The following is an 11,933-nucleotide window of genomic DNA, read 5'->3' as shown; positions in this document are numbered from 1 at the left end:
GGCTTACCCGCTTCTATATCCACTGCGCTATGCTACTCCAGACCAGCGTAAATCCGGAAACCAACAGCAACAGCAGAATCAGGCGACGGAATGTCCGCGTTGCCAGGCGGCGGAACAGCAAGACGCCCATGATCGCTGGGATCGCCACAGCCGGTGCGATCAGCCCGAACATCGTCAGCGTTTCCGCGCCAATCGCGCCGGAGAACGAGTATGCGGTGAGCGTGGCCACGTGCATGGCAATGTTGAATGCCTGCAGCACACCGCGCTGTGTATCCTTGTCCCAGCCGCGCAGGGTTGTCCACAGGGTGGGTATGGGGCCCGAAATGCCTGCGAGGCCGCCCAGTATGCCGCCTGCCAATCCGGCGGCGCCATCGGCGACCCGCCCACCATTCGGCCAGACGAAACTGTCTGGGAGCCGAAGCATCAGGGGACAATAAAGCAGCAGAAACAGGCCAAGCCCGAAACGGAACAAGCTCGGGTCGAGCCACGGCAGCAGCAGTGCCCCAATGGGCACGCCGATCAACCCGCCCACCACCAGTGGCAGCAATTTGCGCAGGTCGAAGCCACGCCAGACCCACGGCATGGCCACCAACTGTCCGGCCAGCGCACCAAACACAGCCATTGGCGCCGCCAGTTGCGGTTCCACCGCCCAGGCCCAGATCGAAAGCGCCACCAGCGAGAACGCGAATCCAGACACGCCCTGTGCAAAGCCGGCGGCGGCTGCTCCAGCCAGCACGATCAGCAGGGAAATGGTCACGGTCGCTCCAAACAAAAGCGCCACAATCACTTGCGGCGCTTTGCGGATTCAACATCAGAGAACGTCAATGCGTCCAGGGCGTCTTTCGGTCGGCGCGGAAATTGTCCGGATAGCTGACGCGTTTGGGTGTCGCGTCATGCGCTGGCTGCACCGTATAGGCAATGCCATTGCGCTGCGCATAGGCCTCGGCCTCTTCCTGCGTATCGAAGCTCAGCTTGACCTGCTGGCGTGTATCGCCGGAAGTGGTGTAGCCCATCAGCGGGTCGATGGTCTTGGACTCGGCCAGTTCGTGTACGAGCACCCAGCTCTTGGATTTGCCTTTGCCCGACTGCATGGCGTTGCGGGCCGGGCGGTAGATACGGGCGGTCATGCAAGGTCCTCGACACGATGCGCTAACGGCGAATGTGATGGTCGGAGTACAAAGATTCGAACTTTGGACCCCCGGTTCCCAAAACCGGTGCTCTACCAGGCTGAGCTACACTCCGAGATCACTGCTTTCCGTTAGCCTGTTCGGTTCCAAAGGGCAAGCAGCCCGATGCCGCCCAAGCAACTATTGACGGCAAAGGCTGTCCATCCCAGAAACAGGGCCATGAACGATCTGACCAAACCTTGGCCGCTGGGCCTCGACAGCCGGCGCTGGCCCCTGTTTTGCCTCGGTGTCGTCCTGGGCCTGGCCCTGCTGTCCCAGCTCGATGTCTGGGCCTCGCGCGGAGCCATAGGCTGGCCAGACCAGTGGCGGGCCCCATTCTTCTTCATCACCGATTATGGCCTGTCGGACTGGATTTTGATTCCCAGCCTGCTGGTGCTGGTCATCGCCGTCCTCGCCATGCTTTTCCTGCGGCGATTGCCGCGGCTGGTCGCGTACGAGATTGCGCTGGTGTCCGGCTTCGTCTTTCTTGGCGTGGCCATTCCTGGCCTGATCGCCAACCTGCTCAAGCGCCTCTTCGGCCGCGGCAGGCCCGAGGAATTTGCCGATGTCGGGGCGTTTTTCTTCCGGGCTTTTTCCAACGATTGGCAATATCAGAGCTTCCCGTCCGGCCACTCTACCACGGCCATAGCCCTGGCCTTTGTGGTTGGCTTCCTCCGGCCCGGCCTGTTCCCGCTATTCTTCGCCATTGGACTGTTGGTCAGCCTGTCGCGGGTTCCGGTAGGCATGCACTATCCCACCGATGTCTTTGGCGGGCTGGTCGTGGGTACGCTGGGCGCCTACCTGATCCGCAATCTCTTCGCCCGGCGTGGCTGGCTTTTCGTTACCCGCCCGGATGGGCGCATAGTCGCCCGTCCGCTGGTTGCCGTCAGGCGCGCGCTTCAACGGGCTCGCGTGTAGCGCTCGATAGCGGCCGCGAGATCGGCGCGTAGGTCCTCAACGCCCTCGAGTCCGATATGAAGGCGGAACAGGTTCCCTTCCACCGTCCAGGGCCGCACGGTGCGATTCTTCCCGAGCTTGACCGGCAGGCACAGGCTTTCGAAACCGCCCCAGGAATATCCCATCGTGAAGAGCTTGAGCTCGTCGACGAAGGCCGCAACCGAGGCTCGTGGGGCAGGGGCCAGCAACACGCTGAACAGGCTCCCCGAACCGGTGAAGTCCCGCTTCCACAGCGCGTGATCGGGGTGACTGGGAAGGGCGGGGTGCAGCACCTGCACCACGTCGCTTTGCGACTCGAGCCAGCGGGCAATGTCCAGCGCCCGCTCCTGGTGCTCCTTCATGCGTATGGCCAGCGTCCGCAGCCCCCGCGCCACCAGGAAAGCGTCGTCACCGGAGGTGAAAAAGCCCAACTCACGCCGCGTCCGCTCGACGTCGGGCCAGGCAGCCTCGGTGGTGGAGATAGTGCCGGCAAAAGCGTCTGAATGCCCGACAAACATCTTGGTGCCCGCGTGGACCACCAAATCGGCTCCGAGCGCCAGAGGCTGATGGTAGAGCGGGCTGGCCCAGGAATTGTCGACAATGAGCCGCGCGCCGCCGGCATGGGCTGCCTTGGCCAGTGCCGGGATGTCCTGGACCTCGAAGGTGAGCGATCCGGGGCTCTCCGCCAGTACTGCGCGGGTATTGGGTTGCATCAATCCGGCCAGCCCCGCCCCGATGCGCGGATCATAGTAGCGTGCCGTGACGCCCATGCGCGTGAGAAAGCCGTCGCTGAATACGCGACCGGGCTCATAGGCGCTGTCGCTGATGAGCACGTCGTCTCCCGCTTTGACGCAACTGAGCAGCGCGATCGTGATGGCGGCCAGGCCCGACGGCACCAAGCGGGTGCGATGGGCCCCTTCGAGCGTCGTGACGATCGACTCGACACTTTCGGTGGTGGGGTTGCCCGCCCGGCCGTAGAGGAACCGCTGCTGTTGGGCCTCGATATCGTCCAGCGTTTTGAACAGGATCGTCGATCCGCGATAGACCGGCGTGTTGACGAATCCGAACTGGTCATCCGGCTCCCGGCCTTGATGCGTCAGCACGGTTTGGACGGAGGGCTGGGCAGTGTTGCCGCTTTTCTTGTCAGTCATACTAGGCTCAGTGCTCAAAAACAGGTCAATTCACAGCGCGTGTCTAAATAAGCGACAGCGTTGCTGTCCAATGGGCCCATCAGCCCTTGACGCAACCGACAATAGACGCTTGCATGCTTAGCAGCATCACAACCGTCACACAAAGGCGGCGGTGCCACCGGGGACGCTGGCGCATGCCTGATGAGCTCCGGGACACAGGGTCAGGAAACAAAAGGCAATAACAATGCACAAAACTCTTGCGACGGCCGCGCTGGCAGCTGCGGTTGGCATGGCATTCACCGCGTCGGCTGGCGCCGCCACTCTGGACGACATCAAGAAGAACGACTTCCTACGCTGCGGCGTCACGGAGGGTACCGTTGGCTTTTCGGCTCCCGACGCCAACAACAACTGGGCCGGCCTGGACGTCGAATATTGCCGCGCCATCGCAGCGGCCATCTTCAACGACCCGGAAAAGGTTCGCTACGCACCCCTGAGCTCGCCAGAGCGTTTCACGGCACTTTCGGCCGGTGAAGTCGACCTTCTGGTTCGCACCACGACCTGGACCATGAGCCGCGACACCCAGCAGGGCGTGATGTTCGCTGCGACCAACTACTATGATGGCCAGGGCTTCATCGTCCGCAAGTCGGATGGCATTGCTTCGGCACTCGACCTCAGCGGCGCTGCGCTCTGCATCGAGGCCGGCACCACCACCGAACTGAACGCCGCCGACTATTTCGAAGCCAATGGCCTCGACTACAACCCGGTCGTGTTCACCGGCCAGGACGAAGCCTGGAAGGCCTATGAAGACGGTCGTTGCGACGTGATGACCACGGACGCCTCGGCGCTGGCTTCCAACCGCTCCGTACTGCAGGTGCCGGACGATCACATCATCCTGCCCGAGATCATCTCCAAGGAGCCGCTGGCTTCCGTGACCCGCCAGGGTGACGATGTCTGGTTCAACCTCGTTCGTTGGACCCACTATGCGATGCTCGAGGCTGAAGAACTCGGCGTCACCTCGAAGAACGTCGACGAAATGCTCGGCTCGGACAACCCGGCTATCAAGCGTCTCCTGGGCGTGGAAGGTGACTTCGGCACCTCGCTCGGTCTCGATAAGGACTGGGCTTACCGGATCATCAAGCTGGTCGGCAACTACGCAGAAATCTTCGACAAGACCATTGGCCCGGATACCGAAATCGGCCTGGAGCGCGGTATCAACGCCCTCTGGAAGGACGGCGGCATCCAGTACTCCCCGCCGATCCGCTAATCTTGCATGACCGCGGCGCCCGTTTCTGACGGGCGCCGCGACCATATATGCGTCGTCGCGCCTTGGCGCGGCTGATGCTGTGCGCTGGGGAAGTCGCCAATGACAATCATGAATACGCGCCAGGATGCGGCGCCACAGGTCAGCTTTATCAACGATCCGGTCATTCGCGGAATCATCTATCAGGTCGTCGCTGCCGTCGTACTCGTCGTCTTTTTCGTCTGGATCATCAACAACACGGCCACCAACCTGGCCGCACAGAACAAATCGACGGGCTTTGAGTTTCTCTGGGCGCCAAGCGGTTTCGACATCAGCTTCAAGGTCCTCGAATACAGCCGTAGCTCCAGCTATTTCCAGACGCTGCTTGTCGGCATCACCAATACGCTGCTTGTCGCATTCCTCGGCATCATCTTCGCGACCATTCTTGGCTTCACCATCGGCGTCGCCCGGCTGAGCAGCAACTTCATCATTTCCTCGCTGGCCACGGTCTACGTCGAAACCATCCGCAACATCCCCCTGCTGTTGCAGTTGTTCTTCTGGTATTTCGCCGTGCTGGCGTCCATGCCGGCGGTCCGCAACTCCTATGAATTGCCGCTGGGCTCCTTCATCAACAAGCGCGGCATCTATATCCCGCGCCCTACGCCCGATGAGCAGTTTGCCTTCGTCTGGATCGCCATTGCCATCGCCATTGTCGCCATCCTGGCCTTGCGGTTTTGGGCGATGCGGCGCCTGGAAGCCACCGGCAAGCGTTTCCCGGTCTTTTTCAGCTCGCTTGGCCTCCTGCTCGTTATCGTGGGCGGTATCTGGTTCTTCAGCGGCGCGGACCTCGCTTTCGAAGTCCCCACCCTGCAGGGCCTCAATTTCCGCGGTGGCGTACAGCTTCCACCTGAGTTGGTCGCGCTGCTGTTCGGCCTCTCGATCTACACCGCATCCTTCATCGCCGAGATCGTGCGCGCCGGCATCCAGGCCGTCAGCAGGGGGCAAACCGAAGCAGCGGACTCGCTGGGTCTGCGTGAGAATGATCGCCTGCGCCTCGTGATCGTTCCGCAGGCTATGCGGGTGATCATTCCGCCGCTGACCAGCCAGTATCTCAATCTCACCAAGAACTCGTCCCTGGGCGCTGCGATCGGCTATCCGGAACTGTTCAACGTATTCGGCAGCACGGCCCTCAACCAGAGCAGCCGGGCCATCGAATGCATCTCGATCACCATGCTGGTTTACCTGACATTCTCGCTGATCACGTCGGCGATCATGAACTGGTACAATGCCCGCGTCAGCCTGGTGGAGCGCTAGACCATGACCGATATCGGATTTGTCCGCTCCCATCTCGTGGAAGCCAGGCCGGCTCCGGTCCGCACCAGCGGCCTGGTCGCCTGGACCCGCAAGAACCTCTTTGCCACGCCCTTGGACACCATCCTCACTCTCCTCGGAGCATGGTTCCTGGTCTGGGCAGTGCCGCCCCTGTTCAACTTCATCATCGCGAACGCGGTGCCCCCGGGCGCACTGCCCGAGGCATGCAAGGCGCCTGGTGCGGGGGCTTGCTGGGCCTATGTCTGGTCCGAGATGGAGTTCTTCATCTACGGCTTCTACGACATCCCCGAGCAGTGGCGTCCCAACATCGTCTTCGCACTCGGTGCCGCCCTGCTGATTCCGTTGCTGATGCCCAAGGCGCCGTTCAAGCGTACCAACGCGGTCTTGTTCCTGGTTGTCTTCCCGGTCGTCTCATACTTCCTGCTTCATGGCGGCGTGTTCGGGTTGCGCGTCATCCCCACTGAGAAGTGGGGTGGCCTGCTGGTGACCCTCATCATTTCGGTGGTCGGCATCACCCTGTCGTTCCCGCTGGGCATCCTGCTGGCTCTCGGCCGGCAATCCAAGCTGCCGATCATCAAGTCGGTCTGCGTGGCCTTTATCGAGCTGATCCGCGCGGTGCCGCTGATCACCATCCTGTTCATGGCTTCGATCATGCTGCCGCTGTTCATGCCGCAGGGCACATCGGTGGACAAGCTGCTGCGTGCCCTGGTCGGCGTGACGCTGTTCACTTCCGCCTACATGGCCGAAGTGGTACGCGGCGGCCTGCAGGCAATCCCCCGCGGGCAGTACGAGGCTGCCTCGGCACTGGGCCTCGGCTACTGGCAGCGGATGTTCTTCATCATCCTGCCCCAGGCGCTCAAGCATGTTATCCCCGGCATCGTGAACAGCTTCATTTCGCTCTTCAAGGATACGTCGCTGGTCTACATTGTGGGCATGAAGGACCTGCTCGAGGCAGTGAAGACCAAGAACGATTCCGCCATCGAGTGGCAGGCTCCCAATACTGCGACGACAGGCTACCTGTTTGCCGCCGCGGTCTTCTGGATTTTCTGCTTTTCGATGTCCCGCTACTCACGCTTCATCGAGGCGCGTCTCAATACTGGCTACAAGAGGTAGTTCCCATGTCCCAGGTTTCCGCAACTACCGTCGATCGGCCGGTCGATACCTCCCATATGAAGGTGTCCTCGACCAATGTGGCCGTCGAAGTCATCGGTATGCACAAGTGGTATTCGGACTTCCACGTGCTGCGCGATATCAATCTCAAGGTCATGGAAGGCGAGCGCATTGTCATTGCCGGGCCGTCGGGCTCGGGCAAGTCGACGCTTATCCGCTGCATCAACCGGCTCGAGGAGCACCAGGAAGGCCAGATCATCGTCAACGGGACGGAGTTGACCGCGGACCTCAAGCGCATCGACGAGGTGCGCCGCGAAGTGGGCATGGTGTTCCAGCACTTCAACCTGTTTCCGCACCTGACGATCTTGCAGAACCTGACGCTGGCGCCCATCTGGGTGCGCGGCATCCCCAAGGCCGAAGCGGAAGAAACCGCCATGCACTACCTCAACCGTGTCAAGATCCCCGAGCAGGCCAACAAATTCCCCGGCCAGCTCTCTGGCGGCCAGCAGCAGCGCGTGGCGATCGCCCGCTCCCTCTGCATGCAGCCCAAGATCATGCTGTTCGACGAGCCGACATCGGCACTCGACCCGGAAATGGTCAAGGAAGTGCTAGAGGTCATGATCTCGCTGGCCGAGGACGGCATGACCATGTTGTGCGTCACGCACGAAATGGGCTTCGCGCGACAGGTGGCCAACCGCGTCATCTTCATGGACCAGGGCCAGATCATCGAGCAGAACGAGCCGGATGCCTTCTTCTCCAATCCGCAGCACGAACGCACCAAGCTGTTCTTGAGCCAGATCCTGCACTAGCTTCGAGCCGGCCGCAGGCAAATCAGCGCCGGTGGCGCTGATTTAGGCGACAAGGCCATGAGACCGATGGTCGAATGGCTAGGCCCGAAGGGTAAGGTCGCGCGAGTGGCGCGATTTTGGGATACCAGGCCATCAGCGCTTTGCCTGAGTGGCGCTGGCGTTGTGCACACTCAATTCCGCTAATGGCTGATGCTGCCGCTTCTCGCAACGGGAGGGAGACGCGGGCCAATCCGGTGGACGAGAGATGTCAGCTGCCTTGACCTCGCGCCACACCCGGCCAATATGCTGGCGGAGGCAGGGAAGGCCGTTCGATTGACAAGTTTTTTCAAGCGATTGCTGTCGATGGCGGCGGGACTGGCTTGCGCGCTTTGCCTTGCATCGCCCGCGCTCGCCCAGGCGCGGCTCGCGACGCTCGACACCGTGCGCGAGCGTGGGTTCCTCATCTGCGGCGCCACCAATCCGCTGCCCGGCTTTGCCCAGCAGGATCCACAGGGCCGCTGGTCGGGCTTTGACGTCGACCTCTGCCGCGGCATAGCCGCCGCGGTGTTTGGTGATCCCGACAAGATCGAGTTTCGCTCGCTGCGCGGCGAGACCCGCTTCGCTCCGCTGCAGACCGGCATGGTTGATGTCCTGACGCGCAACGGCCCCTGGACGCAAAGGCGCGACACACTCTACGGCGCGACCTATGTCGGCACGGCCTTTTTTGACGGACAGGCTTTCCTGGTGCCACAGTCGATGGGCGTGGTGTCCGCCTTCGAGCTCGACAATATCAGTGTCTGTATCATCGATGGGGGCGAGGAACTCGAGCGCGTCGGCGAGTTCTTCTTCGCCAACCAGGCCAGCTATACCGAAGTGCCCTACGAAGACGTGGCCGACCTTGCCGTGGCCTACCAGGCGGGCCGCTGTCAGGTGGTCTCGGCATCGGGGCGGCAACTCCAGGCGATCCGCCGCGCACTACCCGACCCCTCGGCCCATCGTATCCTGCCCGAGCGCATCTCCAAGGAATTGCTCGGCCCCGTGGTTCGCGAGGGCGATACACAGTGGTTCAATATCGTCCGCTGGACCTTGTTCACCCTCATCAATGCCGAGGAAGCCGGCATAACCCAACTCAACGTCGATTCCCTGCTGGCCGCCCGCACGCATGCCGTGCGCCGCATCCTGGGCGTCGAGGGCGACTACGGAACCGCGCTGGGGCTGAGGCCATCCTTCATGGCCGACGTGCTGCGCGCGGTGGGCAACTATGGCGAACTCTACGATCGCCATTTCGGCCCCCAGACCGGCGCCGCCCTGCTGCGCGGCCAGAATGCCCTATGGGGTAATGGCGGCCTGCTCTACGCTCCACCTGTTCGCTAGGCGTCAGGAGCAACCAGCGCGCCGCGCCGAAGCCATGAATCTATTAGGCAAATAGCAGGCTTACGCGCCTGTTCTGCTTGCCTTTTTTCTCGATCTTGCCCAATGCGAGCCGGCCGATCTCGCTGGTATTGCGCACGTGTGTGCCGCCACAGGGTTGCAGATCGATCTCCCCGATACGGATCAGCCGCACGCGGCCTTGGCCCATCGGCGGCTTCACGTTCATGGTCTTGATCAGGTCTGGATTGGCCGCCATTTCTGCATCGGTGATCCACTCCTGCGTCACATCGTGATGGCAGGCGACCATGTCGTTTAACTGCGCCTCGATGGCGGCAAGATTGTCGGGCACCTCGGGCATGTCGAAATCGAGCCGCCCCTTGTCCTCGCCCACCGAGCCGCCCGTCACCGCGAAAGGGAAGACCACCGACAGCAGATGCAGCGCCGTGTGCATGCGCATCAGCCGGTAGCGCCGCACCCAGTCGATTGTCGCGATCACCTGTTCGCCAACCGCCACGGTGCCCTGTCCTTCTCCCAGCACATGCACGATCCGCGTCTTGTCGCCGTCCGGGTGGATGGCCGTGGCGATAGTCAGCGCCGTCCCATCCGCCCGCGTAATCGTGCCGCTGTCGCCAGGTTGTCCGCCCGAAGCGGCATAGAATACCGTGCGGTCCAGCACGATGCCGCCGTCCTCGGCCAGCGCCACCACGGTTGCTGGGGTCGATTGGAGGTAGCTGTCGTCGCGGAACATGAATTCGGTCATGGCAGACTCACAGGAGAGGGGAGAGCAATCGCGCCGCCTGGGTTAGGAAGCGCATCGGCAGGGAGCGGCCCTTGACCTCGGGCAACTCCACCTGCCGGCAGAGCTTGAAATCCTCGATCAGCATGGCCTCGATCTGGTCGATGGCCTGCTGGTCGGGAAACCACAGCGTGATCTCGAAATTGATGGCGAATGACCGGTTGTCGAAGTTGACGCTGCCAATGGAGGCGATCTGGTCGTCCATCAACACGACCTTCTGGTGCAGGAACCCATCCTGGTAGCGGTAGATGGACACCCCATGCTCGATCATCGCATCGGCATGGGCGATGCTGGCCAGCCAGACCATCTTGTGGTCCGGCTCGTCGGGCAGCATGACGCGCACGTCGACGCCGCGCAGCTTGGCCGCGAACAGGGCCGTGCGAATATCGGTGTCGGGCACGAAATACGGACTGACGATCCACAATCGCTCACGCGCCCGCCCGATGATGTCGGTAAAGGCAATGGCGCATTCCTCGAGCTTGTCGGCCGGCCCGCTGCCCATTACCAGCACAGACTGGTCGCCTGGTGTCGCCACCGTTTCCGGCGGGGTGGCGGGCAGGGCCTCGCCAGTAGCCCATTCCCAGTCCTCGCGGAACAACAGCGCGCAGGCCAGCGCAGCCGGCCCCGACACCCGCACATGCGTGTCGCGCCAACGCCCGAAACGGGGGTTCTCGCCCAGATATTCAACACCGACATTGTGCCCGCCCACCCAGGCATGCTCGCCGTCGGCCACAACGATTTTGCGATGGTTGCGATAGTTGATCCGCGTCGGTCCGAAGATGCGCAGGAATTTGTGCCGCTGGTTGAAGCCCGCAACCTTGATGCCGGCCTTGCGCAGTTCCACGCGGTAGCGCTTGGGCATGCCGGTGCTGCCGATGTCGTCGTAGAGCAGATAGACCTTCACCCCGGCATTGGCACGCTCGATCAGCCGCTCCGCCAATTCCTTGCCCAGGGCATCGTCCCGCACGATGTAGAACTGCACCAGCAGGTATTCCTTTGCCTTGGCGATCCCCTCGAAGATCGAGTCGAAGGTGGCCCGCCCATCGACCAGCACTTCGACCGTATTGCCATTGAGAAACGGCACCTCCGAAACCTTCACCTGCACCGGCCATTCGTGGCTGGTCTCGCGATCGATCAGGGCCAGGTCTTTTGCACGCAGCGGTCGCGCCGCGCGGCCATTGCGAATTCGGTCGGTGGCATAGTCGTCAAACGCCTTCCAGCCGAGGACCGGATAAAGGAAGGCCGTGGGAAACGGCAGCAGGGCCAGGGCCAATATCCAGGCAATCGACCCTTGCGAGGTGCGGGAATTCATCACCTCGCGTACCGCGCAGACAAAGGCCAGCAGATAAACAGCCCCTGTAATTGCCGCTACGATGTGGAAGTTGGCGATGAAGGTTCTCAGGATGTCGTCGATACCGATCAAAGCCTACCCCGGAGTCGTGAGGGCGCCACTCTATCAGCCTGCCGGGATTGAACAATCCTGCGGTTGACAACATTGGCACGGGGCGTAGTCTTCGACCATGGCCTGTGCAGCCGGCCGCTCGCGCCCCTTGGGGATGGTGAATGCACAATGATCTGCTGGTTTGACCCTGCTCATCGGGCAAGCCGTCAGTAATGCGAGCGCTGACTTCGACGACCTTGCCCAATTGAGAGGTCTGAACCATGCACAGCTTCATGGACGCAAAACTCATGGCCAAGCTCCTGCGACAGGGATTGGCCGAACGAGAGATCGAGCTTTCGCACGGCGAATGCCTCGAACTCGTCGCCCGCCAGTTTGGCTTTGCCAACTGGAACATTCTCAGCGCCCGGATAGACGCGGGCGCCGGCATGTCCGACGGAGAGACACCCAGCGGCTGGATCAGGGCCGGCAAGAGCCCGAAATTCTACCGCGTGGGCGTGGATGGCGGACTCAACGCCGCCTGGATCGAGAGCAAGCCGGAGCTGATCGATACCATTCGCGGGGATGATTTCTGCACCCTCATGCAGTCGGTCGATGCCAGACCCTATTTGGGCCGACGCATGCGGGTAAGCAGCCAGTTGCGCGCAACCCAAGTTGATGGTGGC

General features: G+C 62.1%; 11 protein-coding genes, 1 tRNA gene and 1 pseudogene. 7 read left to right on the top strand and 6 right to left on the bottom strand.

Annotated features, from left to right (window positions below; translation table 11 throughout):
* Window positions 1–13: 13 nt before the first annotated feature.
* The 3 genes from JI749_RS13035 to JI749_RS13025 form a co-directional block, all read right to left on the bottom strand.
* Window positions 14–787 (bottom strand): sulfite exporter TauE/SafE family protein, encoded by a 774-nt coding sequence (locus tag JI749_RS13035; protein WP_233280752.1) that lies wholly within the window; start codon window positions 785–787, stop codon window positions 14–16.
* Between the two features lie 34 nt (window positions 788–821).
* Entirely contained in the window at window positions 822–1,127 is a 306-nt protein-coding gene (locus JI749_RS13030) for an ETC complex I subunit (RefSeq protein WP_201654610.1), read from the bottom strand.
* A gap of 38 nt (window positions 1,128–1,165) precedes the next feature.
* Window positions 1,166–1,242, bottom strand: a tRNA-Pro gene (locus JI749_RS13025).
* Window positions 1,243–1,346: 104 nt separating this feature from the next.
* Between JI749_RS13025 and JI749_RS13020 the strand changes: the two genes are divergently transcribed.
* On the top strand, window positions 1,347–2,084 hold the full coding sequence (locus tag JI749_RS13020) for a phosphatase PAP2 family protein (RefSeq protein ID WP_201654607.1): 738 nt from the start codon (window positions 1,347–1,349) through the stop codon (window positions 2,082–2,084).
* Here the strand turns inward: JI749_RS13020 and metC are convergent.
* Entirely contained in the window at window positions 2,066–3,253 is a 1,188-nt protein-coding gene (gene metC, locus JI749_RS13015; RefSeq protein ID WP_201654604.1) for a cystathionine beta-lyase, read from the bottom strand. The genes JI749_RS13020 and metC overlap by 19 nt on opposite strands.
* A 223-nt stretch (window positions 3,254–3,476) precedes the next feature.
* Between metC and JI749_RS13010 the strand changes: the two genes are divergently transcribed.
* From JI749_RS13010 to JI749_RS12990, 5 genes are all read left to right on the top strand, one after another.
* The gene (locus JI749_RS13010) at window positions 3,477–4,496 is read left to right on the top strand and encodes an amino acid ABC transporter substrate-binding protein (RefSeq protein ID WP_201654599.1); all 1,020 of its coding nucleotides are present in this window, start codon (window positions 3,477–3,479) and stop codon (window positions 4,494–4,496) included.
* A 99-nt stretch (window positions 4,497–4,595) separates the two neighbouring features.
* Window positions 4,596–5,786, top strand: a complete 1,191-nt coding sequence (locus JI749_RS13005) for an amino acid ABC transporter permease (protein ID WP_325166741.1) — start codon at window positions 4,596–4,598, stop codon at window positions 5,784–5,786.
* Window positions 5,787–5,789: 3 nt separating this feature from the next.
* The gene (locus JI749_RS13000) at window positions 5,790–6,917 is read left to right on the top strand and encodes an amino acid ABC transporter permease (protein WP_201654596.1); all 1,128 of its coding nucleotides are present in this window, start codon (window positions 5,790–5,792) and stop codon (window positions 6,915–6,917) included.
* 5 nt (window positions 6,918–6,922) lie between these two features.
* The gene (locus JI749_RS12995; RefSeq protein ID WP_201654592.1) at window positions 6,923–7,723 is read left to right on the top strand and encodes an amino acid ABC transporter ATP-binding protein; all 801 of its coding nucleotides are present in this window, start codon (window positions 6,923–6,925) and stop codon (window positions 7,721–7,723) included.
* Between the two features lie 312 nt (window positions 7,724–8,035).
* Window positions 8,036–9,076: an amino acid ABC transporter substrate-binding protein gene (locus tag JI749_RS12990; protein WP_201654589.1), complete on the top strand. Its 1,041-nt coding sequence runs from the start codon at window positions 8,036–8,038 to the stop codon at window positions 9,074–9,076.
* Window positions 9,077–9,119: 43 nt separating this feature from the next.
* Here JI749_RS12990 and JI749_RS12985 read toward each other — a convergent pair whose 3' ends face one another.
* Window positions 9,120–9,833: an alanyl-tRNA editing protein gene (locus JI749_RS12985; protein ID WP_201654586.1), complete on the bottom strand. Its 714-nt coding sequence runs from the start codon at window positions 9,831–9,833 to the stop codon at window positions 9,120–9,122.
* A 7-nt stretch (window positions 9,834–9,840) separates the two neighbouring features.
* Complete coding sequence (gene cls, locus JI749_RS12980; protein ID WP_233280751.1) at window positions 9,841–11,292, bottom strand: cardiolipin synthase; 1,452 nt, start codon at window positions 11,290–11,292, stop codon at window positions 9,841–9,843.
* A 239-nt stretch (window positions 11,293–11,531) separates the two neighbouring features.
* Here cls and JI749_RS17575 point away from each other — a divergent pair.
* Window positions 11,532–11,702 (top strand): annotated as a pseudogene (locus JI749_RS17575) (glyoxalase superfamily protein); the annotation flags it as partial.
* Window positions 11,703–11,933 lie beyond the last annotated feature (231 nt).

The sequence above is a fragment of the Devosia oryziradicis genome (genome assembly GCF_016698645.1).
Taxonomy (GTDB): domain Bacteria; phylum Pseudomonadota; class Alphaproteobacteria; order Rhizobiales; family Devosiaceae; genus Devosia; species Devosia oryziradicis.
The sequence above is the reverse complement of the archived record's forward strand: the minus strand, read 5'-3'. Positions and strand labels throughout refer to the sequence as shown.